This is a genomic window from Clostridium cellulovorans 743B (genome assembly GCF_000145275.1).
Classification (GTDB): domain Bacteria; phylum Bacillota; class Clostridia; order Clostridiales; family Clostridiaceae; genus Clostridium_K; species Clostridium_K cellulovorans.
This window is the reverse complement of the sequence record NC_014393.1, coordinates 4,759,219-4,786,182: the sequence shown is the minus strand read 5'-3', so window position 1 is coordinate 4,786,182 and position 26,964 is coordinate 4,759,219. Positions and strand designations below refer to the sequence as shown.

At 35.2% G+C, this 26,964-nt stretch carries 14 protein-coding genes and 1 pseudogene; 11 read left to right on the top strand and 4 right to left on the bottom strand.

Features of this window, described 5'->3' with window-relative positions; all coding sequences use genetic code 11:
- Window positions 1-121 precede the first annotated feature (121 nt).
- The 4 genes from CLOCEL_RS19805 to CLOCEL_RS19790 are packed head-to-tail and all read left to right on the top strand — an operon-like array spanning window position 122 to window position 3,821.
- Complete coding sequence (locus tag CLOCEL_RS19805) at window positions 122-532, top strand: DNA-directed RNA polymerase sigma-70 factor (protein ID WP_010073966.1); 411 nt, start codon at window positions 122-124, stop codon at window positions 530-532.
- A complete protein-coding gene (locus tag CLOCEL_RS19800; RefSeq protein ID WP_010073965.1) occupies window positions 525-710 on the top strand; it encodes an SHOCT domain-containing protein in 186 nt (61 codons plus the stop codon). Before CLOCEL_RS19805 ends, CLOCEL_RS19800 begins: the two co-directional genes overlap by 8 nt.
- Window positions 711-744: 34 nt before the next feature.
- On the top strand, window positions 745-2,250 hold the full coding sequence (locus CLOCEL_RS19795) for a recombinase family protein (RefSeq protein ID WP_010073964.1): 1,506 nt from the start codon (window positions 745-747) through the stop codon (window positions 2,248-2,250).
- The gene (locus CLOCEL_RS19790) at window positions 2,235-3,821 is read left to right on the top strand and encodes a recombinase family protein (protein WP_010073963.1); all 1,587 of its coding nucleotides are present in this window, start codon (window positions 2,235-2,237) and stop codon (window positions 3,819-3,821) included. Before CLOCEL_RS19795 ends, CLOCEL_RS19790 begins: the two co-directional genes overlap by 16 nt.
- A 6-nt stretch (window positions 3,822-3,827) precedes the next feature.
- Here the strand turns inward: CLOCEL_RS19790 and CLOCEL_RS19785 are convergent, their stop codons facing one another.
- The 4 genes and pseudogenes from CLOCEL_RS19785 to CLOCEL_RS19775 form a co-directional block, all read right to left on the bottom strand.
- Window positions 3,828-4,433 (bottom strand): sigma-70 family RNA polymerase sigma factor, encoded by a 606-nt coding sequence (locus CLOCEL_RS19785; protein ID WP_010073962.1) that lies wholly within the window; start codon window positions 4,431-4,433, stop codon window positions 3,828-3,830.
- 471 nt (window positions 4,434-4,904) lie between these two features.
- Window positions 4,905-5,094, bottom strand: a pseudogene (locus CLOCEL_RS22540) (cysteine-rich KTR domain-containing protein).
- A gap of 51 nt (window positions 5,095-5,145) precedes the next feature.
- Window positions 5,146-7,065 (bottom strand): tetracycline resistance ribosomal protection protein Tet(O), encoded by a 1,920-nt coding sequence (gene tet(O), locus CLOCEL_RS19780; RefSeq protein ID WP_005357924.1) that lies wholly within the window; start codon window positions 7,063-7,065, stop codon window positions 5,146-5,148.
- Between the two features lie 366 nt (window positions 7,066-7,431).
- Window positions 7,432-7,806, bottom strand: a complete 375-nt coding sequence (locus CLOCEL_RS19775; protein ID WP_013291955.1) for a TnpV protein — start codon at window positions 7,804-7,806, stop codon at window positions 7,432-7,434.
- Window positions 7,807-7,861: 55 nt separating this feature from the next.
- On the opposite strand from CLOCEL_RS19775, the gene CLOCEL_RS19770 reads away from it, so the two are divergent.
- The 7 genes from CLOCEL_RS19770 to CLOCEL_RS19740 all read left to right on the top strand — a co-directional run bounded on the left by CLOCEL_RS19770 (window position 7,862) and on the right by CLOCEL_RS19740 (window position 26,939).
- Window positions 7,862-8,554 (top strand): serine hydrolase domain-containing protein, encoded by a 693-nt coding sequence (locus CLOCEL_RS19770; RefSeq protein WP_010073961.1) that lies wholly within the window; start codon window positions 7,862-7,864, stop codon window positions 8,552-8,554.
- A gap of 321 nt (window positions 8,555-8,875) precedes the next feature.
- A complete protein-coding gene (locus tag CLOCEL_RS19765; RefSeq protein ID WP_242655186.1) occupies window positions 8,876-9,760 on the top strand; it encodes a recombinase family protein in 885 nt (294 codons plus the stop codon).
- 131 nt (window positions 9,761-9,891) lie between these two features.
- A complete protein-coding gene (locus tag CLOCEL_RS19760) occupies window positions 9,892-10,458 on the top strand; it encodes a 3-hydroxyacyl-CoA dehydrogenase family protein (protein ID WP_242655185.1) in 567 nt (188 codons plus the stop codon).
- A gap of 36 nt (window positions 10,459-10,494) precedes the next feature.
- The gene (locus CLOCEL_RS19755; RefSeq protein ID WP_010073958.1) at window positions 10,495-10,731 is read left to right on the top strand and encodes an acyl carrier protein; all 237 of its coding nucleotides are present in this window, start codon (window positions 10,495-10,497) and stop codon (window positions 10,729-10,731) included.
- Between the two features lie 41 nt (window positions 10,732-10,772).
- Window positions 10,773-11,906: an acyl-CoA dehydrogenase family protein gene (locus tag CLOCEL_RS19750; protein WP_010073957.1), complete on the top strand. Its 1,134-nt coding sequence runs from the start codon at window positions 10,773-10,775 to the stop codon at window positions 11,904-11,906.
- A 24-nt stretch (window positions 11,907-11,930) separates the two neighbouring features.
- The gene (locus tag CLOCEL_RS19745) at window positions 11,931-12,974 is read left to right on the top strand and encodes an HAD-IIIC family phosphatase (RefSeq protein WP_010073956.1); all 1,044 of its coding nucleotides are present in this window, start codon (window positions 11,931-11,933) and stop codon (window positions 12,972-12,974) included.
- 123 nt (window positions 12,975-13,097) lie between these two features.
- Window positions 13,098-26,939 carry a non-ribosomal peptide synthetase gene (locus CLOCEL_RS19740; RefSeq protein WP_010073955.1) on the top strand — a complete coding sequence of 4,614 codons (13,842 nt, stop codon included), beginning with the start codon at window positions 13,098-13,100 and terminating at the stop codon, window positions 26,937-26,939.
- Window positions 26,940-26,964 lie beyond the last annotated feature (25 nt).

Here is a 26,964-nt window from a genome sequence, read left to right as displayed (position 1 = left end):
ACATAGCCACTAGAAGGATAAAAATAAATCCGTTCAAAATGGATTTTCGTGACCCAAGGATAGTGAAGGGAAAACTTCGTAACGATGGCACGTTCCTTCAATAACTTGTGGAGGTGTGGCTATGACAGACGCACAGAAGATTCAGATTGGAAATTTAAGAGAAGCCGGATTGGGATATAAGAAAATCGCAGAACAGATGGAACTTTCGGAGAACACCGTCAAAACTTACTGCAGAAGACATGGTCTTGGAGGAAAGATGGCAGAACAGGGAGAGGTGAAAAAGGATGTGTGCCTTTGCTGTGGGGTGGCCATAAAACAAAATCCCGGAAGAAAGAAAAAGAAGTTTTGTTCGGATAGATGCAGAAACAAGTGGTGGAATGCTCACCTTGATAAGGTCAATCGCAAAGCCATGTACGAATATGAGTGTCCATATTGTAAAAAGCCATTTACGGTATACGGCAATGCAAACCGTAAGTATTGCAGCCATGAATGTTATATCGCAGACAGATTTGGAGGTGGCATTGATGACTAAGGAAGCGTTTAGAAACGAAAGACTCTATCAAACGACCATGAGTAAGGTCAAAAACCTCTTAAATCAAGGGCTTATTAGCAAAGAAGAATATAAGCAGATTGATACAATTTTCCGTGAAAAATACCGTCCAAATTTGAGTAGTTTATTGTTCGACATTGACTTGATACAAACCGAATAGTACGGGAATATGTCACATGGAAAGGAGGGTCAAAATGCCAGTAATTACAACGATTCATGCGACATTGCCAAGTGTAAAAAGAAGAATAAGAGTTGCTGCTTATGCCCGTGTTTCTGATGATGAATTATTACATTCTTTGTCAGCACAGGTAAGTTACTTTAGTTCCTATATTCAGAGTAATCCGGAATGGAAGTATGTAGGTGTTTATGCAGACGAAGCCATCACGGGTACAAGCAGAAAAAAACGTGATGATTTCAACCGACTGGTGGAAGATTGCGAAGCCGGACTTATCGATCTTGTGCTTGTAAAGTCCATCAGCCGATTTGCAAGAGACACGGTTGATACTTTACAGGTTACAAGACACCTAAAGGAACTCGGCATCGATGTTTATTTCGAGAGAGAACGCATCCATTCCATGTCAGACGATGGAGAACTTCTTCTTACACTTCTTGCTTCCTTTGCACAGGAAGAGTCACGCAGCATTTCAGAAAATATCAAGTGGGCAATTCGTAAGCGTTTCCAACAAGGAATTCCAAATGGTCATAAGGCTCCATACGGCTACAGGTGGGATGGAGAGATGTTCCGTATCATTTCGGAACAGGGAAAAGTGGTAAAAGACATTTACAGACGGTACTTGGCAGGAGAACCTGCATATTCCATAGCCAAAGGTTTAGAGGCTGATGGAGTGGTGGGGCAAAGCGGAGTTCCGATGGATGATTCCACGATTAAGAATATCCTTTCGAGTATTTCTTACACGGGAACGATGGTTTTACAGAAAAACTACATCAATGAGAACCATGTCAGAAAGTACAACAAGGGAGAATTGCCACAGTATGCAGTAGAAGAGATGTTTGAGCCGTTGGTTTCGGTTGAGGACTTTGCAAAGGTTCAGCAGATAAAACAGGAACGTGCAAAGGCAATGCCAAATAAGGACTTTATTAAGACTGCCTTTTCTGGAATGGTCAAGTGTGGCTGTTGCGGGTGTTCCGTCAGCAGAAGAACCACAAAATACGGTAAGAAGTGGAATTGCAACACCAGAGAGCGTAAGGGCAAAGGAGAGTGTGAACTTCGACCAATTTATGAAACGGAACTTATGGATGCTGCCATGACCGCTTTAGGAGCAGAAAACTTTGATGAAGATGAAGTCAGAAGAAGGGTGGAGCAGATAACCATCCATTTGGATAGGGTTGAGTTTCTATTAAACAACGGAAGTGTGAAGAAGGTTATGCGAGCCTACAAGAAAGGCTACAGCGGTTTTTCCGGGAAACTGACCTGCGGTTGTTGTGGCGGTAAGTTGGAAAGCGACACTTGGAAAATGGGACCCGCCGGGCAGAAACAAAAGGTAAAGGTTTGGAATTGCAAGAACTGTTCTGCAAAAAGGGTCTTGGATGAAGAAGTAAGACAGGCTGTGCAGGAAATTTTGCAAAGCAAGGACTATGAACCCTTATTTGCAAGCACCTTTGAGGACATGGTGGTTTTCGATGAAAGATTTGAATTAAATGACAAAGAAAGGAAAAAGAGCGTATGGCAAAGAAAGTAACGGTAATACCTGCTACCATCAATCGTTTTGATTTTCAGCCGATAACTTCGATTAGAAGACGAAGAGTTGCAGGATATGCCCGTGTTTCAACGGATACAGAAGAACAGGCAACAAGCTACGAGGCGCAGGTGGATTATTATACAACCTACATAAAGAGCAGAGAAGATTGGGAATTTGTAAAGGTTTACACGGACGAAGGTATATCAGCAACAAACACGAATCGACGAGACGGATTCAACGAAATGGTGCAGGATGCACTTGATGGAAAAATTGACCTGATCATTACAAAGTCGGTCAGCCGATTTGCGAGAAACACGGTTGATTCCCTCGTGACAGTAAGAAAACTGAAAGAAAAGGGCGTGGAGATTTTCTTTGAAAAGGAGAATATCTGGACGCTCGATGCAAAGGGAGAACTCCTTATTACGATAATGAGTTCTTTGGCACAGGAAGAATCACGCAGTATTTCAGAGAACACCACTTGGGGTAAGAGAAAAGCCTTTGCAGACGGTAAGGTCAGCTTGGCTTATTCAAATTTCCTTGGGTATGATAAGGGACCGAATGGGGAATTTGTAATCAACGAGGAGCAGGCAAAGATAGTCAGACTTATTTACAAACTTTACCTTGAGGGATTTTCGCATTACAAGATTGCAGAAAAACTTACGGAGATGGGTATTCCTACACCAATGGGAAAAGATAAATGGTGGTGTTCTACGGTGATTCAGATTCTTACAAACGAGAAGTACAAAGGGGATGCACTTTTGCAGAAAGAGTATACAGTTGACTTTTTGACAAAGAAGAAAAAGAAGAACGAAGGGGAAATACCACAGTATTATGTGGAAGGACATCACGAACCCATCATTCCACCGGAAACCTTTGATTTGGTAAGGGCAGAGATTTTACGAAGACAGAAAATCGGCACAAAGTATATGGGCAATAGCATTTATTATGCAAAGATACGATGTGGGAATTGTGGTGGCATTTACGGTGCCAAGGTTTGGCATTCCAACGATAAATACCGTAGGGTTGTGTATCAATGCAATAACAAATACCAGAAGAAAAAGAAGGGGTGTAACTGCAAAACACCGCATTTGTACGAACATCAGATACAGGAGGCTTTCGTATCAGCTTTTAATCAAGTGATGAAAGATAAGGACGAGCTGGTAGAGAACATGGATGTTATTATCAGAGTAGCTTGTGACACCTCAGAAGTTGAACAGAAACTTGACGATGTGAGAGATGAAATCAAAGTTTTGATTCAAAGAACGCAGGAATTTGTTAGTCAGAATGCTCGAAAGGAACAAGACCAGATAGAGTATTTAAGACGCTACGATGAGATGGTGGAACGATATGAGGCCTTAAGGGAAGAGGAAGGACAGTTAAAAGCCGAGATTGAGGAGCGTAAACTAAAGTCGGGTGTAATTAAGGAGTACATCAACCGATTGTCTGAGCAGGACGAAGTTTTGACTGAATTCGACAGTGACCTATGGTGCGGTTTGGTAGATTTCATCACGGTTTATGCAAAAGGAGATGTAAGGGTTACATTTAAGGACGGAACAGAGATAAAAGCATAATGGAGATTAATGCAGCCGGCTGGATTGGATCCAGTCGGTTTTTTGTAGAAAAAGTAATCCTGTAGTGGTATAATTGGTTTTGTATGAGAAAAGAAAATTTGAATTTTCTATTATCTTTCTTAGTTTTATTAGGATTCTGGCTTTGCGTTTGTTTACAACGCTCTGGGTTATGCCCAACCTCGCCCCGACTTCACGCTCGGAAAGTCCGTCAAAAAAGATTGCCTGTATCAGCTCCTGTTCACTATCCGACAGCAAAGGCAGGGCGGCTTTCAGCCTGTCCACCATGACCGCATTGACAACGGTTTCTGCAATGTCCACCGCTTCATCAGTGATAAAGTCCAGAGGATTCCCCTCGCTGTCCGTAAATCCGTCGAGAGATAGCAGTCTATTCTTTGTATCTAATTTTTGCAGATAACGCCACCGTTCCTTGTCACGGTAGAAGTCTGTGTATTGCTCCCTCACGACTTCAAGCAGACAGCCTTGAATGGGGATAAACAGCTTGTCCATATAGGTCTGGTCGGATTCCCTGCAACGGCAGAACTCCGTGTAGGATAATTCCACATAGCCGCCACTTTCTCTGATATATACCTTTCTTGGTGCATATTTCACCATAAATACCTCCCATCTGAATTTTTGAAATGTAAAAAATCCAGATGGAGAGGCGGAGAACGACACCGCATATCAGAAACAGCCCTACGGCACTTTCCAACAAAAATCGACAAAAGAAAAACCGCAAAGGCTCTGTGACCTTTACGGTTATAGGAAATAGTAATTCTATTGTATGGAGATTGTACTTCTACTTTCAAGGTGAGAAGTACCGTTGCACTGGCAGAAATTTTTTTAACTGGTTTCCTGCCGTTCTCTGATATGCTATGTATTGATAAATTTTGCTTCGTATGAGCAGATAGATAACTGCCCGAAAAAAGGACATAAAAAAATCCCTCCAAATTTAAAAACAAATTCAGAGGGTAATTTAGGGTATAACAAAATAACCCACCCGAATATCGTTTTTTTTATTTGGTGAGTTTGTTCTTTCAAATACGAAACAAAAAGAGCCGATGATTCGTGAATTGTTCCACAATTTCATCGGCTCTGCGTCTTAAGCGTCTGGCTCTTTGATGACAGTTATCTTCAAGTTGTCAACTTTAATCAATCTTTCTTGTCTGCATTTTGGACAATAAAGGGGATAATTCTCCAAAACAGTGTCCTTCCTAATTTTATTACGGGTTTTGCTCCCACAAACAGGACACAATATCCATTCGCATTTCATCATAATTAGTCTCTAATCCTTTCAAATCTCATTTTATATGACTTTTGCAAGCTGTTAAGCTAACTTGTGGAACATATGCCGAACCTTATCTATACGGCTATTCGGGCGGCGGGGTTGGCAAATAAATTTACCAATAGCTGGCTGGTATCCTTTTAACTCTGTCAAGCAGACTCCCTGCCCATTTGTGAAATAAGTTAAATCGTTCCTGTATTCTTGAATACATCTAGCAGGGATTTCTCCTTTCAGAATGACCTCGTCATTCTTTATCTGAGTACTTACAATATCTGCACAATACCTTGGAGCATCATGATACGCCCGTGAGAGATATTCCTGCGGTGCATAAATTTCAAAGTGGAGATATGGCTCTAATAGTTCTGTCCCTGCTTTTTTTAAAGCCTGCTCCAATACGATAGGGGAAAGCAGCCGAAAGTCTGCGGGGGTACTTACAGGACTATAATACAATCCATATTCAAAACAGATTTTACAGTCTGTCACTTTCCATCCATACAGCCCCTGCTCGCAGCCATAAAGAACCCCCTCCATAACCGCATTTTGGAACGATTGATTTAAATATCCAAGTGAAACTCTGCTTTCATACTGCACTCCGCTTCCAATAGGGAGCGGCTCTATGGACAACCCGACAGAAGCCCAGAAAGGATTTGGCGGGACTTCTATGTGGATGGTATATTCTGCTTTTCTAAGCGGTCTTTCCATATATATAACAGTAGGCTCTTTTATTTCTGCCTCCACATGATATTTTTCCTCAAGGATGGCACAAATGACTTCCATCTGCACATTCCCCAAAAAAGAAAGTATAATCTCATGCGTTGTAGTATCCACATAATATTTTAAAAGAGGGTCGCCATCTGAAATTTCTGTAAGTGCCCCAAGCAATATTTCCCGCTGTTCAGATTTCTTTACTGCAATCGTTGTTTGGAGCATAGGGAGAGGATTTTCAATAAATTTTCTCTGCGGCAACAGTATTTCGTTCCCCAAAATACTGTTTAGCTGCAAAACATCATTTGGTAAAATTACAATATCACCAGAGCAGGCTGTATCGGATGAATATAATTCACCGTTTGTCGGAACATACATCTCTGTGATTTTTATTTTCTCTTTTTCAGATATTCTAATAACATCCCTCAAATGCAATGTTCCGCTATATATACGCACATAAACAAAACGCCGCCTTTTCTCTGAATATTCAATCTTAAAAACCTGCCCGCATAGTTCAGATTGACCTTCAGGCGTTGATGAATAAAATTTACTGGCAATTACTTCTATAAGCTGCCGAATCCCCAGATTGTTTTTAGCGCTTCCGTGATAAACGGGAAATAACGTTCCGTTTTGGAATCTCCTGTTTTCTTCCTGTTCCAGTTCTGACATTTTAAACGGTTTCCCTGACATATATTTCTCTAATAGTTCATCGTTTCCCATAATTACCGCATCCCACTGTTCCATATCGTCATTGTCCGTTACATTTATATGGGGATGCTGCCCAACCTTTTGCTTCACTATAATTTCCGAAGAAAGCTTTGCTTTCATTTCCCGATATACCATTGGCAAATCAATCCCCTCTTGGTCAATTTTATTGATGAAAAAAATTGTCGGAATCTTCATTATCTGTAGTGCATGAAACAGTATACGGGTCTGTGCCTGTATGCCATCCTTTGCAGAAACTAATAATACTGCTCCGTCTAATACGGATAAAGAACGGTATACTTCCGCCAAAAAATCCATATGGCCTGGCGTATCTATAATGTTGACTTTTACATCCTCCCACTGAAAAGATGTCACTGCTGTCTGGATAGTGATTCCCCTTTGACGCTCCAAATTCATTGTATCTGTCCTTGTTGTGCCTTCATCTACGCTCCCTAGTTCTGCAATTGCACCACTGGTATACAATAAACTTTCCGTTAATGTTGTCTTTCCTGCGTCAACGTGAGCCAGAATGCCTAAGTTAATTATTTTCATGTGATTTTCCTCCTATCAACACCCAAAAAAGGGCATAAAAATACCCAGTGATAAATACTCCTATCACTGGGTAAATAACTCCAATAGCCCCAAAACACTTATATGTTTTCGGGCATATAAAATTACATGATAAAAGTATTCTTAAACTGGGTACAAAAAACTAAGCCCCATATTAAAAGTGAAACGGGACTGCTACTTTTTGTTCCCACTATCAAATTGACAGTTTATTTAAGAATACCTTGCCGCATATTTATTAACTCCTTGTATAATACTGAATCTAATTATATTCCTTAACCCTTTATTTGTCAAGCTGACAAACTAAAGCAGAAAAAGCGGCAGGATTTCCCCCTGCCACTAATCATCTGTTTATGCAAAAATAATTTCCTTTTCCACAATCTCCCTCGCACAAGCCCTTATGTTATTGAGGCATCCTGTCCATTCTAAGGCGTTTTCTGCCTTTAGCTGTTCCGTTATGCCCTGTGCCTGTTTCATACCCTCTATGAGCCTTTCAAAGCGTTCCTGTGCCTGTCTGTTGATGTCGGCAAGGTAGGCGTTTAGCCTGCCGCTTGTAAGAAGATTGGTGTATGTAACTTTACGGTACTGTTTTAGATAATCTAAATGCCGTTGCCCCCAGATGCCTATTGCCTGTTCTTCTTCGGCGGGTACAGTTAAGCACGGTATCAAATAATCCCCTTGCCTTTCGTATTTGCCGCCCAGTTCCTCAAATAATGATTGTACAATAGACAACTATTTATCTTTACCGGAAGGAAATACATATCCAACAATAGAGGAACTATTGACACATACTTCAGGCTATAAAGGATATTATTTAGAAAGTCCTATGGTTTCTAACTTTTTTAATGGTAGAAATGATTTTTATGGTGTTACAAAAGAAATGGTTTCTGACAAAGCAGGAAACTTGAATATGAATAAAGCAAGTTATGATTTCGTATATTCTAATTATGGTTATGCAGTATTAGGACTTGTTCTTGAGTCAGTATATGAAACGGAATATACAAGCTTGTTAAATGATTTTGCACAAAATGAATTATGTTTAACCTCAACACAGATTTCTGATAAAAGCGGAGACCTTGGAAAGTATTGGGATTGGAAAGAAGGCGATGCATATTTGTCAGCGGGAGCTGTCACATCAAATATTGAGGATATGCTTTTATACGCACAGATGCAACTTGAAGATAATTCATATTTTTCAGATTGCCATAATAGCCTGAAAAGCATTAATGCATCAACTGAAATGTATAAAACCATGGGTATTCATATGGATGAGATAGGAATGTCTTGGATTCTTGATAGTAAGAATAACATCATATGGCATAATGGTGGTACAGGAAATTATAATAGCTATCTTGGTTTTAATCCCGAAACAGGTACAGCTGTTGTTGTGCTTTCAAATCTCGCCCCGAATTATAGAGTCCCAGCTACTGTATTAGGTGTAAAATTGTTATTAGAACTTGATAATGAGAAGTGAAACTTTCAGTTTTCGCGAGAAAATTGAGCAATTTAATATGTATTTGAGACACAGCCGATTTGGGTAATACCGAATCGGCTTTCTTCTTATATTAAATAGGGTGTTCAATCTAAGGGGTTCATCGTTGAATTGTATCAAGGTTTTCGTCCTTCTAAATGATTATTAGGCAAATGTACACTTTGTAAAAATGCCTTAAAATCAATGGATTTAAAAGAAACATTGTATTTTAGCCTAATAAACATTATAATTTAAAAAGAACAATGCACCTGTTTTTAACGATAGAATGGTTAAAATGATATGAAAATTGAGAAAAGTGTTAGTTTGCCTAAACGATCTAAAATAAAAAGAGCGGGAGTATATTGCAGGGTTAGTTCATCAAAGGATGATCAGATGAACAGCCTTGCCAATCAAGTAGAAAAATTGATGAGTGATATTGTCAAGAATCCTGACTTGAAATTATTTGATGTATATGTTGATGTCTCATCAGGCAGAGGAAAATATGAACGGAAAAATATGGAGAGACTGAAAGCAGATTGCAAAGCAGGAAAAGTGGATTATATCATTACTAAGTCCGTCAGTCGGTTTTACAGAGATACAGAATATTTACTACGAACTGTGCGGGAATTAAGAGAAATTGGTGTTGAGATATTTTTTCAAAATGAGAATGTTAGTTCTTTCGATAAAGATTCAGAATTAATGCTGGCAATAATTGGTGGAGTGGCACAAGCGGAATCGGATGACAAAAGCCTGAATATAAAGTGGGGGATTAGTAAAATGAGGGAAAACCCAGAATCCAAAATGAATAACAGAGTGTTTTATGGATACAGGCGTGATGAAGATGGAAAGCTGATAGTTGATGAGGAACAGGCTAAGGTGGTTAAAATGATTTATGATATGTTCCTTGATGGAGATAGTATTCTGAAAATCAAAAGGAAGTTGGAAGAAAGGGAAATTTTGACATCACGTGGAAATGATAAATGGTCAAAACGTAGTATCGAAGTTATTCTTGATGACGAGAGATATACGGGTGCTATCAGAATTAGAGAAGGAATGTTAATCAAAATCATAAAGGAACATCGACCAGCTATTATTTCAATTTCTACATTTCAAGAAGTAAAACGAATGAGACAAAAGAGAAGTAATGTTATGATGACAGAGGATGGAACCATTGTGAGAAAGTCGACTCGATACTCTAGTCCAGAGTAAAAATTAGCCTAATTAACAGACTGAAAAAATGGTTATTAAATATAGAAGCAAGAGGCTTTGATTTAAAAAAATGGCAGATTTATCAGTATTTTCAAGGGGTGTGCAAATGCACACCCTTTTTCGCTTTTGCCGTGTTCATCGTTATATTGTATCAATGTCATTGTCCTAATGAAAGTTGTTTATTCTTAGTTAATACATCTTGTATATCCATAACTAAAATAGCATCATTGACTAAACGACCAGACAAAGTTATAGGAACACATTTTATGAATCCGGTGCATATAAAAACTGCTGTTGAAGCAATAAAAGGTTTTTATACTTCTGAAGAAACAATTGAAAAAACAAAGGAACTACTTTCAAAGATGGGTAAAGAGATGATAATCGTAAATGATTTGCCTGGATTTGTATCAAACAGAATTTCTCATTTATTTATGAACGAAGCTGCATTCGTCGTGCAGGATCAAGTAGCAGCTCCAGCAGAGGTAGATGCAATATTCAAAAAGTGTTATGGACATGTAATGGGCCCTCTTGAGACGGCAGACCTTATAGGTCTTGATACAGTAGTAGATTCCCTTGAGGTTCTATATGAAAGTTATCAAGATCCTAAATTCAAGTGTTGCCCATTACTTAAGAAAATGGTTGATGCAAACCTAAAGGGAAGAAAAACTGGTAAAGGTTTTTACGATTATACAATTTAGCACAAAATTTAAATATAGAAAATGGAGGCAAGAAATATGGAAGCAAGAAAAGAGAAAATAAAAGCATTTTTAGGTAGGTATTTTAGAGGACACGAGTTAGCAGACGATGAGAATATATTTGAATTAGGATTTGTAAATTCTTTATTTGCAATGCAGCTTGTTATGTTTGTTGAAAAAGAATTTGGATTACAAATCGGTAACGAAGATTTAGATTTTGACAACTTTAAGAGTATAAATTCAATTTGTACGTTAATAGAAAGTAAAATTAAATAGAGTTATTTTATGGTTTTAATAAATTGAGGGGTGGAATTAAATTGGTTATTGAGTTAACTCCAGAGCAAATAAAATATCAAAAGGAATTTGAAGATTTTGTAAAGGAAGCAATTATTCCTGTTGCAGATGAAAATGATAGGTTGGGACGTACTGAGCCAAGTCTAATAGAGAAAATAGCAGAGAAGGGTTATTTAGGAGCTATGATTCCTAAACAATATGATGGAATGGGCCTTGATAATATTACTCTAGGAATATTAAATGAGGAATTTGCCAAAGGCTGTTCATCTATGAGAAATTTACTTACAGTCCATGGAATGGCTGCTTTAGCTTTACTTAGGTGGGGGACTGAAACTCAGCGTGATACTTGGCTAAATAAGATGGCAAAAGGTGAAGCTATAGGAGCTTTTGCATTAACTGAACCTAGAATAGGTAGTGATGCTAAAAGTATTGAAGCTACTGCTGTAGCTGATGGTGATGATTATGTAATAAATGGAAAGAAAAAGTGGATAACAATGGGTCAGATAGCAGACTTCTTTATCCTTTTTGCTAAGTGCGAAGACAAGCCTACTGCATTTATCGTGGAGAAAGATAGAGTAGGATTTTCTAAGAAGCCTATGAGTGGATTACTTGGGGTAAGAGCTTCTATGATAGCTGAATTAACCCTTGAAAATTGTAGAATCCCAAAAGAAAATCTTGTAGGAAGAATTGGCACTGGTTTATCTCATGTAGCTCTTTCATGTCTTGATTATGGAAGATATTCTGTAGCATGTGGTTGTGTTGGTGTTGCTCAAGCAGCCTTAGAAGATAGCTTAAGATATGCGAAAGAAAGACAACAATTTAATTCTACTATTAACGGTAATCAATTAATACAAAAGATGATAACAGAAATGGTAGTCAATATAAAGGCAGCAAGACAGCTATATTATAAGGCGGGCTATCTAAAGGATATCTGCGATCCAGATTCTATAATGGAGACTTGGGTGGTTAAATATTTTGCGTCAACTATGCTTACTAAAATAACAAGTGATGCTATTCAAATTCATGGTGGCAATGGTGTTTCTAATGAATATAGAGTTGAACGCTATTTCAGAGATGCAAGAGTAAATGAAATTATTGAGGGAACAACTCAGATACATGAAGTATTAATTGCAAATAACGCCTTCAGATCTATCTAGAGGATTTAATAAGGGAGTGACATTATGAGTAATATCATTAAAAAAGTTAAATGCGTTGTATGGGATTTAGATAATACTATTTGGAATGGTGTTCTACTGGAAGATTCTCATATAGAATTACGAGATGGAATAGTTGAAATCATTAAGGAACTAGATAACCGTGGAATACTGCAATCAATTGCTAGCAGAAATGAGCATAATCAAGCTATCGAGAAGCTAAATGAATTTGGACTAAGTGAGTATTTTATATATCCGCAAATTAATTGGAACGCAAAGTCATCATCAGTTAAAAAGATTGCTGATTCTATAAATATAGGTATTGATACTCTTGCATTTATAGATGACCAAGTGTTTGAAAGAGAAGAGGTTAAGTTCACATTTCCAGAAGTATTATGCATAGATGCAGAAGATATAAAGGATTTACTTAACATGGAACAAATGAATCCTTTATTTATAACTGAGGATTCAAAGCTCAGAAGAAAAATGTACATGAGCGATATAGAGCGTAAAAAATTAGAAGAAGAAAATACAGGGACTCAAGAGGAGTTTCTCGCATCCTTAAATATGCATTTTACTATTTCAGAGGTAGGGGAAGGCGATTTGCAAAGAGCTGAAGAGCTTACTGTTAGGACTCATCAATTAAATGCTACCGGGTACACCTATTCTTATGAAGAACTTGATGCATTTAGAAAATCAGACGACCATAAGCTTTTTATTGCAGGATTAGAGGACAAGTTTGGAAGTTATGGGAAGATAGGATTAGTCCTCTTAGAATGCAAATCAGACGTATGGACATTAAAACTTTTATTAATGTCTTGCAGGGTAATGTCTAGAGGTGTTGGAACTATTATGCTCAATTATATTATGAGTATTGCTAAGGAAGCTAATGTTAGGCTGCAAGCAGAGTTTGTTCCTACTGATAGAAATAGAACAATGTACGTTACCTATAAGTTTGCCGGATTTAAAGAGGTAAAAGAAGAAAATGGAGTGGTGACTTTGGAGAATGAACTTAAATATATTCCTCGTACTCCTGAATACATAAAAGTAGAATTTTTAGAGACTGTATAACAAATTTTTGTCCTAATAGAATGCAGCTAAAATTCATTGTCTCATATGAGACTGACAAATTTTAAATCTAACTTTTAATGCATTTATTTCCCTTTTACACTTTATTCAGAAGAGGAGGAACTTATGGCATATAGCAAAATCATAAATAAAAAGGATGTAGAGGAGATATTACCGTTAACTTCACTACAAGAAGGAATGCTGTTTCATTATTTAAATGAGCCTAAAAGCCAGATATATTTTGAGCAGTTGAGTATTTCTATAAATGGTGAAATAGATTTTGACATATTCAAAAGGACATGGGAATTCATTGCTGAAAGTAATGAAGCTTTAAGAACCATAATAAGGTGGCAAAAACTTGAGAAGCCTCTACAAATTGTCCTTAAAAAACCTTATTTTGATATACAGTATTATGACTACAGTAATGAAGAAATTACAAGCAAAGAAGATATGATCTGCAAGCTTAAATTAGAGGATAGAGAAAAGGGAATTGATATTAGCATAGAACCGTTTAGGATATTGTTATGCAAAATTAGTGATTTAAAATATGAGATGATAATATCCAATCATCATATATTATACGATGGTTGGAGTAACGGGATTATAATAAAAGAATTTTTCAGTGTCTATAATGACTTTTATCATGGGAAGAATCCAGAGAAGATATTCAAAAGTAGGTTTTCAGAATATATCAGTTGGATGAAGAATCAAGATAAGGAAAAGCAAAAAAGCTATTGGAACAGGTTCTTGGAAAGTTTAGAGATAAAAACCCTTGAGGATAGTATAGGCAAAAGAGTTAAAGGTGATCCTAATAGTAATTATGAAATAGGTCACTATAGTCTAAAACTTGAAAGAACCTTATATGAGAATATAAAAGAGCTAGCTAGAGAAAATAATTCTACAGTTGCATCAGTTTTATATTCTGTATGGGGATTACTGTTAAGTAATTACAACAACAGTGCAGATATAGTATTTGGAACCACAGTATCAGGAAGAAATATTCCTATCCGTGGTATAGAGAATATGACAGGGCTTTTTATCAATACATTGCCACTGAGAGTACAGTACGATGATAATAGAAGTTTTCAAAGTATTATTAAAGATGTAGAGAACTCTTTAATAGAAAGAAGGGCATTCGAAGTTACATCTTTAGTTGAAATCAAAGATTGGTGTATGCAGAACAATGCAAGTACCTTATTTGACACCTTGGTAGTAGTTGAAAATTATCCTCTTGATAAAGAAATTGGAAATAGTGGAGTTCTTACTTTATCAGATTTTTCACTTTGGGAAGCTACTGATTTTAATCTAAGTATAGGGTTTGAGTTGTTTGATGAATTGGTAGTAACTTTTGCTTATAACAAGTGCTTATATCCAAGTGCCGTGATTGAAAGAATGTCAGAACATATAAAAAATATATTAGAGAAGGTTGTTATAAGTCCTGATATTGAAGTCGGAAGAATAGAATATTTATCAGAAGCTGAAGCTAATAAAATGCTTTATGGTTTTAATAGAACAGAGCTGTCATATCAAACAGAAATGACTATAAGCGAATTGTTCCAGGAACAAGTAAAAAGAACTCCGAATAATATTGCTGTTAAGTTGAATGATGACAGTCTTACATATGAAGGCCTGAATTCTAGGGCAAATCAGTTAGCAAATCAGTTAAAGTTAAAAGGCGTTAAATCAGATCAAATTGTAGCTATAATGATGACTAGATCAGTAGATATGATAGTAGCCATGTTAGCTGTTATGAAAGCAGGGGGTGCATACCTACCGCTAGATCCAACTTATCCAAAGGATAGAATCAATTATATATTAGATGATAGCAATGCATGTTTGCTTTTAACAAATATAGATGATATAAATGATATTTCTTTTAATGGAGAAATATTAGATATTCATAACATTCCTTTAAACCAATATTACAATAGAAATTTAGAGCAAGTAAGCAATAGCAGTAATTTAGCCTATGTTATTTATACCTCAGGGTCTACAGGAAATCCTAAGGGGGTAATGATAGAACATAAGTCTGTTAATAATTTTATACAAGGTATAGTTAAAAACATTATATTTAATGAATCAAGTAAAATTCTTGCTTTAACTACAATATCCTTTGACATTTTTGTACTTGAGACCTTATTACCACTTACAAAAGGTTCAACAGTGATTTTATGTAGTGAAGATCAACAAACTGATCCAAGAGGATTACACGATGTAATCATAGATAATGATGTAAATATGATTCAACTAACCCCATCTAGAGCACAAATGATAACAAATGATGATCAATGGAATTCATGCCTAAAAAATATCGATACGATTATGGTAGGCGGAGAAGCCTTCCCACAATCACTTTTAGAGAAACTAAAGATAATTACACCTTCAAAAATTTTCAATATGTATGGTCCTACAGAGACAACCGTATGGTCTCTTATCAAAGAATTAACTTTTGAAAAAGAAATAACAATTGGAACGCCTATTAGTAACACACGTATTTACATCTTGGATAAAAATGAAAAGCTTTGCCATCTAGGAGTTTATGGAGAACTTTGCATTGCAGGAGATGGTTTAGCAAGAGGATATTTAAATAAGCCAGAATTGACAAGTGAAAAATTTATAAAAAGTAACCTAGATCCAGATAGCCTTATATATAAAACTGGTGACGTGGCTCGATGGTTAGAAAACGGTGAAATTGAGTTTATTGGACGTGTAGATCATCAGGTAAAAATCAGAGGATATAGAATTGAACTTGGTGACATTGAAAATAACCTATTAAAGATAGATGGAATCAAAGAAGCTGCTGCTAGGGTATTTGAAGACAGCAATAGCAATAAGTATATCTGCGGTTATTATACTGGTGAACAAGAACTAAGTATTTCTAATATAAAAGAGCAGCTATTAAAAGAACTGCCAGAATATATGGTACCATCCTTCATAGTTAGATTAGAAAAACTTCCACTAACTCCAAATAAGAAAGTTGATAGAAAAGCATTGCCTGAACCTAACGGAGAGATTGTTAGTGAAGAAAAATATGAAGCCCCTAGTACTTTGACAGAATACACTCTTCAAAATATATGGAATAGTGTTTTAGGAAGAAACCAGATAAGTATTAATAGTAACTTTTTTGAGATAGGGGGTCATTCTCTAAAGGCTACAATGCTAGTATCCAAAATTAATAAACAAATGGATATAGTAGTGCCTGTAAAAGCTGTTTTTACCAATCCTACTATTAAGAGTTTGTCTAAATATGTAGAAGCTTTATCAGGAGTTGATAGGAATCCTATAAAAACAATTGAGAAGAGAGAATACTATCCACTTTCAGCATCACAAAAGAGAATGTTTGTGCTTTGGCAGATTGAACCTGAGTCTACAGCTTATAACATGACAGGAGCTATTAAAATTCAGGGAGCACTTGACCTTGAAAAGCTAAATAAAGTTTTCAAAGAAATAATAAACACCCATGAAAGTTTACGTACAAGTTTTACTATAGTTGATGGTAAGCAAGTACAATATATTCATGAAAATGTAGATGCTGAGTTAGATTATATAGAAACTGATGAGAGTGAGCTGCCCAAAATTCTTCAACAACTTGCGAAGCCATTTAATCTTGCGAAAGCACCTTTAATTCGAAGTTCAATAATAAAGGTACAAGAAGAACAGTATGTGCTGTTTATAGATATGCATCATATTATTTCTGATGGTATGTCTTTATCTATTCTATTTGAAGATTTTATTAATCTATATAGAGGAGTAGAATTATCAAATTCTACAATAACCTATAAAGATTATTGTGTGTGGCAAGAAGAAATCTTTAACACTGATGAGATACGAAAGCAGGAAAACTATTGGATGAACATCTTAAAAGATGATATTCCAGTTCTTAATATGCCTTTAGATTATATAAGGCCTAGCGTGCAAAGTTTTGAAGGAGATGTGCTATCTTTCAGTATAGATAAGGAGCTTAGTGCTAGAATTAAAAACCTTTCAAATAAGACCAGCAGCACAAACTTTATGACACTTCTTGCTGCTTATAACATACTTCTTCACAGATATACTTCACAAGAGGATATTATTATAGGAACGCCAGTATCAGGAAGGCATCATGCTGGTATTGAAAATGTCGTAGGAATGTTTGTAAATACGTTACCTATGAGAAATAAACCTATGGGTGAAAAAACCTTTAGAGCTTTCTTAGATGAGGTTCGTATAAATGTACTTGAAGCTTTTGAAGCTCAAGATTATCAATTTGAAGACATTTTGAATAAAATTGGAGTAGCAAGAGATTTAAGCAGAAATCCTATTTTTGATACTGTTTTTGCAATGCAGAATGCCTTTGACGAAAAACAATTAGAAACAAAAGATATGTTAATCAATCCTTTTGAACTAGATAATAAGATTTCTAAATTTGATTTAACTCTTAGTGCTCAAGAGGACGGAGAGATAATCAACTTTAAATTAGAATACTGTACTAGTCTTTATAAAAGGAATACTATAGAAAGAATTTCAAGGCACTTTATAAATATCCTAGACGAAGTTTCAAAGAACCCAGAAGTACTGATATCTGACATAGATATAATGTCAGCTGATGAGAAGAATCAAGTTATATATGAATTTAACGATATGAAGTCAGATTATTTGGAAGATAAGACTATCCAAGAACTGTTTGAAATGCAAGTTCAGTTACATAGTAACAAGGTAGCTGTTTCCTATGAAAATGAGACCATTACTTACGGCGAGTTAAACCAGAAAGCAGAGCAGTTAGCTAAGGGGCTGAGAGAAAAAGGTATAAAAGCAGAGACAATTGTTGCTTTGATGGTGGAACGCTCAATTAGTATGGTTGTAGGTATGTTAGGAATAATGAAAGCGGGAGGTGTATACCTTCCTATAGATCCTAAATATCCAGAGGAACGTATAAAGTTTATTTTAGAGGATAGCGGTTGTAATTACATTCTTTGTGACAAGCAGTCAATAAGTTCAATAGATTTCGATGGAACATTAATAGACATAGATGATAGCAGTGCTTATGACCAAGTTGATGAACCATTAGAGATTATAAGCAAGTCTACAGATGTTGCTTATATAATATTTACCTCAGGTTCAACAGGTAAACCAAAAGGAGCTATGATTGAGCACAAAGGCGTGGCAAGTTTAAGAGAATATTTTATAAAGTACATAGGCTTGAACGATGAGGATAATATTCTTCAATTTGCTAGTAGTTCTTTTGATGCTTCATTGCTTGAGATGTTCATGGCATTATTGACAGGTGCAACCCTAGTCATTGCCCCTGAATATATAATCAGCGATTATAGAAAATTTGAAGAATTCTTAAATGATAACAATGTAACAGCAGGAATTCTACCACCAAATTATCTTCTGTATTTGGAACCAGAGCGAGTAAAAACTTTAAGAATTTTAATGACTGGAGGTTCAGCTATATCTCCAAGTTTAATGGAAAAATGGAAAAATGAGCTTCAGTATATCAATGCTTATGGTCCAACAGAAGCTACAATCTGTTCTACTATGTGGAAGTGCCAAGATAATCCTGAAGGCTTTACATCAGTGCCTATAGGAAAACCAATATACAATGCTGATATTTATATATTGGGAGAACAAAACCGTATCCAGCCTATAGGGGTCCCAGGTGAGTTGTGTGTTTCTGGTGTAGCTTTAGCAAGAGGATATTTGAACAGGGCTGAATTAACTCAGGAAAAATTTGTTGAGAACCCATTTAATAAAAGTGAAAGAATGTATAGGACTGGTGATTATGCTAGATGGTTGCCGGATGGAAATATTGAGTTCGTTGGAAGAATTGACAATCAAGTTAAAATAAGAGGATATAGAATAGAAATCGGTGAGATTGAGAAGACACTTCTTGAAAATAACAAAATTAAGGATGCTACAGCAATTGTTATAGATGATTCCAATGGAGACAAGCATATTTGTGCTTATTATGTGGCGGAAGAAAAAATAACAGTTAGCGAGTTAAGAGAATTCTTATCAAAATATATCCCAAGTTATATGATTCCGTCATATTTTATAGGATTAGATTCTATGCCAATAAATCAAAGCGGAAAGATTGATAAAAAACTATTACCAAAGCCAGATGAAATTAGCTGTGATGAAAGTCAATTAGTACTACCTGAAAACGATACAGAAGAAAAACTTCTAGAATTATGGAAGGAAGTATTAGATGCTAGCAGACTAAGTACAACAGATAACTTCTTTGAAGTTGGAGGACATTCTTTAAAGGCTTCAGTTCTGATTTCCAAGATAAATAGAATTTTTAATACAGAGGTGCCGTTAAAAGTATTATTTAAGGGACCTACTATTAAGGAATTGGCCATACATATTGATAGTTCACAAAAAGTGAAAATTCAAGAAATTAAACCTGTAGATAAAAAGGAATATTATCCTCTTTCATCTGCTCAGAAAAGAATCTATCTCCTTTGCCAGCTTGATAAAAATACTATAGCTTATAATATTCCTAATATATTTAAAATTCAAGGTGATTTCAACAAAGAGAAGTTTGAAGCAGCTGTTTCAAAACTTGTACAAAGACATGAAGCTTTGAGAACTTCCTTTAAGATAATCGATGGAGAGCCAGTACAAATTGTACATGACAATATAGATTATGAAATCAATTATTTTGATGGTATTCATCAAGGAATTGAGCAATTAACAGAGGCTTTTGTACAACCATTTGATTTTGAAACAGCTCCTCTTTTTAGAGTGGGAGTTGTAAAACAATCAGAAGATTGTCATTTACTCTTATTAGACGTACATCACATTATTTTCGATGGTGTATCTATGGTAGTCTTTGCACGAGATTTAGCAGCACTTTACTCAGAGGCAGTTCTAGAACCACTTGAGATTGGCTATAAGGATTATGCTTTATGGCAGAAGAATCTTTATGAAGCTAATAAATTTGAAAGTAGTAAAGCGTTCTTCATTAATATGATGAAGGATTATATACCAGTACTTGACCTTCCTACAGATTTTATAAGGCCATCACTTCAAAGTTTTGAGGGTGCGAATATAAAAACTGAAGTATACGAAGAACTTTCTTCAAAGTTAAGGGAGTTAGCTGTAGAAACAAACACTACTTTATATATGGTTCTGCTTTCTGCATTTTACATACTCTTATATAGGTATACAAGTAAAGAATCTATTGTAATTGGAACTCCGGTTGCAGGAAGGAATAATGAAAAATTACATAATCTCATGGGTATGTTTGTAAACACTCTAGTATTAAAAGCTGAACTATCTGATGATAAGTCTTTCTTCGAGTTACTTCAAGAAGTGAAGGAAAATGTAGTAGGAGCTTTTGATAATCAGAATTATCAGTTTGAGGAGCTTATTGAAGACTTAAACTTACCTAGAGATTTAAGCAGAAATCCAGTATTTGATGTTATGTTCTCCCTATTCAGTGTGGACGACAATGATACATCAATGGACGGGTTAAATATAAAACCATTAAGCTTAGAAAATGAAATTTCTAAGTTTGATATAACCTTAGCTGCACTAGAAATGGGTAAAAATATCGAATTTACGATGGAATATAGTACTAAACTCTTTAAGAAACAGACAATAGAGAGAATGATGAAACATTACATCAACCTGTTAGAGGTTATTGTAGACAAGCCTAAAGCCTTAGTTTCAGATATCGATATAAATTCTTCTGAAGAAAGTGAAGAAATCTTATATAGATTTAACAATACGGAAACAAAAGAACTATGGAAAAATACAATAATCAACTTGTTTGAGGATAAGGTTCAAAAGTATTCAGAAAATGTAGCTTTAGTTTATTCAAGGTATGAAAATCATCAGTTAGTAGATAAGACTATTACATACAAAGAATTAAATGGTAAGATTAATGACCTTGCAAAAACAATGCGTAAAAGAGGAATTAAGTCAGGAGAAATTGTTCCGATTATAATGGAACGTTCTGCTGAAATGATTTTATCAATATTAGCTATTCTTAAAGCAGGCGCAGCTTATTTATCTATTGATCCATCAAATCCTGTGGATAGAATCGACTTCATCGTAAAGGATTGTGGAGCAAAAATAGTTGTTGCGCATAAGGAATTTGGTAATTTAGTTTCTAAACTACACTGTGACAATATGGTAATTGACAGCATAGAACAATATGAAGTTGATGCTATAAACCCTGATATAGTAAATAGTTATGAAGATTTAGCTTATATAATCTATACCTCAGGATCTACAGGAATGCCTAAAGGGGTAATGGTAAGCCATCATAATGTTGTAAATATCGTAGATGGTCTTCAAGCTATGTATCCTGTAGAGGAAACAGATGCATTCTTATTTAAGACAACATATACCTTTGACGTATCTGTGGCTGAAATATTTGGGTGGTTCCATAGGGGTGGAAGGCTTGTGATATTAGAAAAGGAAAGTCATAAAGATCCATTCGCTATGTTAAAGGCAATAAGTAAATATAATATTACTCATGTTAATTTTGTACCATCTATGCTGAACACAATCTTAGAGGTTGCTAAGGGTAAATATGCTGATAATTTATCAAGGCTAAAGTATGTAATTGTGGCAGGAGAAGCTATAACAAAGGAAACTGTCTTTGAATTTAAGAAGCGTTACCCTCAAGTAGGCTTCAAGAATCTTTACGGACCTACAGAGGCTACTATTTATACAACTGCGTATGATTTAGGGGATTTTGAAGAAGGAATTAATGTGCCTATTGGAAAGCCTGTTCAAAATATGAAGACATATGTATTGGATAAAAGATACAAAATCCAACCTGTTGGTGTCCCAGGAGAATTATACATTGGTGGGATTGGAGTAGCTAAAGGATATCTTAACAGACCAGATTTAAATTATGAAAAATTCATTGATAATCCTTTTGCACCTGGAGAAAAGATATATAAGACTGGCGACCTTGTAAAGTGGCTACCAGATGGAAATATAGAGTTTTTAGGCAGACTTGATTACCAAGTTAAAATCAGAGGTTTTAGAATTGAGCTTGGTGAAATAGAAAGTCTTATAAGAAATTACCCTTCAATACAAGAAGCTATAGTTTTAGCTGTAGGTGATGATTTAAAAGAAAAATATCTATGTGCTTATTATATTTCTGACGAAGAGTTAAATTTATCAGAATTAAAGACTTACTTGGGTAAAAATATTCCTGAGTATATGATACCAAAGCATTATATAAAACTTGATAAGATGCCGTTAAACAACAATGGCAAGATAGACAGAAAAGCGTTACCTTTGCCAAAGTTTGATTTGCTAGAAGCTAATGAGTTTGAGAATCCTCGTGAAGGTGTAGAATCAAAGCTTGCGTTGATATGGGAAGATGTCCTTAATACTAAACAAGTTGGAAGAAAGGATAATTTCTTTGAGCTAGGAGGACATTCCTTGAAAGCTGCTTTAGTTGTTGGAAGGATATTTAAAGAGTTCAGCGTTGAAATCAGCCTTGCAGATATTTTTAGACTTCCTGTACTTTGGGAGTTAGCAGAGAATATCGAAGGTAGGAAAAAGGCAGAATTTAGAGCTATAGAAAAAGCGCCAGTGATGGATTATTATCCATTAAGTTTTGCTCAACGTAGAATGTATCTTTTATGGGAATTTGATAGAGAAAGTACTGCTTATAATATTCCTGGTGCTCTTAAAGTTACTGGAAAAATTACTAGAAATGAAATTGAGGCAGCACTAGAGAAGGTTATATTAAAGCATGAAATTTTAAGGACTTCTTTTGTGATGGTTGACGGTATGCTGTATGCGAAAATAAATGATAACTTTAAAGTTTCTATAGACTATCAAGACATTAGTTGTGAAGACTGTGATGCTGATAGACTAATAAAAGATTTTGTGACTCCGTTTAATTTAAATGAACCAACACAGATGAATGTAAAGTTATGTAGGATGTCAGATATAGAACAACTTATTATATTCAATATGCATCATATCATTTGTGATGGTGTTTCCTTTGAAGTAATCGTGGAAGAATTTATTTCTGCACTTAAAGGTATTAATATCGGATATTCAGACCTCCAGTATAAGGATTTTGCTCTTTGGGAAAGCAGTAACATTGGTAAAGAAAAGTTAAAGAAACAACAGGCGTATTGGAAACATAAGCTTAGTGACGAAATTCAGATGATAAATATTACTACAGACTTCCAGAGAGAGAGTATTCAAAGTTATGAAGCTGGTAATATAAATTTTAGTTTGGATAGTGATTTAACAAAGAATTTAGAAAAGTTGATTGAGGGTAACGAGTTTACTTTATATTCAGTATTGTTATCGACTTTTAATGTAATTCTTTATAAATATACAGGACAAACTGACATAATAGTTGGTTCACCTGTAGCAGGCAGAACTCATCCAGATTTAGAGAAAATGATAGGTATGTTTGTAAATATGTTACCACTAAGAACTAATGTCGATCCAACTATAGCCTTCTTAGAGTATGTAAAACTTACTCATAATGACATTATCACTGCTTTTGAAAATCAGGATTATCCAATAGAAGAGCTAAAAGACCAATTAAATATCAATGGAGACCAATTGTATAATGTTGTGTTCTCAATGCAAAAGGTTCAAAGAGACGGATTTAAAATCGATGATGTAGATTTTATACCAATAGCTTTAAAGAGTGATATTGCAAAATTTGATATTACCTTAATTGCTCTGGATAAAGATAGTACTATTGATTTTGCAATAGAGTACAGAAAGGATCTTTTTAAAGAGGAGACTATCTTACGTTTTAAAGAGCATTTTGTAAATCTCCTAAGAGAAATTGCTGCAAACTCTTATTCAAGCATAGGTTCACTAGATATGCTTTCAGGAGATGAAAGGAAGACAATTTTAAATAGGGTTAATGGAGCTTCAGTAGATTATCCTAGTAATCTTGCTGTTCACCAATTGTTTAAGAGTCAAGTTCAAGCAACTCCATGGAATTCAGCTATAGTGTATAGGAATCATGATGTTGAAAGAATAGTCAATTACAAAGAACTTGATGAGCTTTCAAATAGTCTTGCTAGACACTTAAGAGCAAAAGGTGTGGGAAGAGAAACTATTGTTGCTATTATGATTAATCAAGTACCAGAGATGCTAATAGGTATCCTAGGAATTTTAAAAGCAGGTGGTGCATTCCTTCCGATTGATCCATCTTATGGAGCAGAAAGAATAACATATATGATTGGAGACAGTGGAGCTAAAATACTGCTCTCTAGAAGTGAGTTAGCAAAAGATATAATTTTTGATGGTGAATTTATAGATTTAGAGAATCCAAAATTATATGAACAGGATAAATCACAAATAGATAATGTGAATTTACCAACAGATATGGCTTATGTGATTTATACCTCTGGTTCAACGGGAAGACCTAAGGGTGTTGTTATTGAACACAGGTCATTAATAAATTTATGTTATTGGCACTTAGATTATTACTCAGTTGATTCTAATGATAGAAGCATAAAGTATGCTGGTTTTGGTTTTGATGCTTCGGTTTGGGAGGTATTCCCTTATATTATAAAAGGAGCAAGTATTTATTTGATAGATGATGAGTTAAGGCTCAATATTCCTAAACTTAAAGAATTCTTCAATGAAAATAAAATCTCCATTGCTTTCCTTCCAACTCAGGTATGTGAGCAGTTTATGGGTGAAGAAATCCCAAGTTTAAAGAGGCTTCTTACAGGAGGAGATAAGTTAAGAAACTTTAAAGCCTCAAACTATGAAGTTTTCAACAACTATGGGCCAACGGAAAATACAGTAGTAACAACAAGTTATAAACTAGAGAAACAATTCTCAAATATCCCTATAGGAAAACCTATTTATAATACAAGTATTTACATATTGGATAAGGAAAAAAATATACTTCCTATAGGTGTGGTTGGTGAAATTTATATATCTGGAGATGGATTAGCAAGAGGATATTTAAATAAGCCAGAGCTTACTGCTGAGAGTTTTGTTCCAAGCCCATTTGAAGAAGGAAAACTTATGTACAAAACTGGCGATTTAGGAAAGTGGAACGCCAATGGGAATATAGAGTTTTTAGGAAGAGTTGATAGTCAAGTTAAGATAAGGGGTCTGAGAATCGAGCTAGGCGAAATTGAGACATCAATCATCGAATCTGCTGCAGTGAAGGATGCTGTAGTTCTATTGAAAGAGAAAACTGATGGAGACAAGTATTTATATGCTTATTTTGTACCAAAGGATAATTTTGATATAGATAGTTTAAGAGTATATTTAATAGAAAGATTACCTGAGTATATGATACCAACAGCTTTTGTTGAGATAGAAGAAATCCCTTTAACTGCAAATGGTAAGGTAGATAAAAAAGCACTGTTAGCTCTTGAAGATAAAATTGATATGGGAATAGATTATATTCCACCACAGACTGATACAGAAATAAGACTTGCAAAAATCTGGAGTGAAGTTTTAGGTGTTGAAAGAGTTGGTATGAACGATAATTTCTATCATTTAGGTGGGCATTCACTTAAAGCTCCGATGATATCTTCAAAAGTGGCAGCAGAATTTGGTGTTCAAGTGCCGATAGGAGAGATATTCAGAACTGAAAATGTAAGAAGTTTAGTGGAATATATAGATAAAGCTAAGGTAAGTACTTTTAACAAAATCATACCTGTCAAAGAGCAAGAGTATTACGAGCTTTCGTCTGCTCAAAAGAGATTATTTGTAGTAAATAGATTAAATCCTAAGGATATTAGCTACAATATGTTTGGCTCTTTAAAGCTGCAAGGTGTATTCAATGAGCATCGATTTGAAGAAGCCTTTGAAAAATTAATAAATAGACATGATATTCTTAGGACAACTTTCCATCTTATTAATGGACAGCCTGTTCAAAAAATACATGATGAAAATAAATTTGAGATTGAATATATAGAGGCTGGCAAATCAGAACTTAAACAAGTAATGAAAGAATTCATAAGGCCTTTTGATTTAGAAAAATTACCTTTGATAAGAGTTGGAGTCATATCATTAGGTGACAAGGAAAAAATCATGATCTTTGATATGCATCATATAATTTCTGATGGTGTATCTATGGGTATAATGCTCCAAGATTTCTCTAATTTCTATAATGGAAAGAAATTGGAAGAATTAAGGATACAATACAAGGATTATGCCGTGTGGCAGAACGAACTTATGGAATCAGAACAGAAGAGCTTCAGTGAATATAGTGATAAAGTGCTTAAGAACTATGTTTACACAAAACTTCCTAATAACAATGAAGGTTTGACTAGAAGTGGAAATGGTAAACGACAAGTGGCATTTATTGAGGATGCTATGTATTCTCGTATAAGTGAATTCTGTAAGGAAAAAGAAATCACAAAGTCAGAGTTTATTTTATCTGCTTTCAATATAGCAATTATGAATGAATTAGGTGGAGCTGGTCCTGTTACAGTAGGCTTGCCAGTTGCAGCAAGGACAAATCATGAATTAGAGAAGTTAATAGGAATGTTTTTAAATGTGTTGGTTGTAACAACAACAGTGTATGATGATACACCTTATGACCAGTATTTAAAACATGTCCATGAAGTTGTAACAGAAGCCTTGGATAATCAAGAATATCCATATGAGGATCTATATTATAAGGCTCGAGAATCCTATGGAATGCAAAATGATGATTTATTTACGATTATGTTTAATTACTTGCCGTACCAGGGAAACAGTGAAATAACCTTGGAAGGATTAGAAGTTGAAACCTACGATTCTATAATGACTGAATCAAAATATGAGGTTACATTATATGTTAGTGAAGAATTAGAGGGAATCAGATTGGATTTAGTGTATAGGGAAGATTTATTCCAAGAATCTATGATGAAAGATCTTATAAACAATATTACAGAGATTATTAGTAAGATTTTAGACGAGGATGTTATTAGAATAAATCAATTATTAACTAATAATAATGTCAATGAATTTGCAATGGACTTTGATGATCTCTTGGATAATGATGAATTTTTCTCTTAGACACTATGTAGAAGGAGTTGAAGCA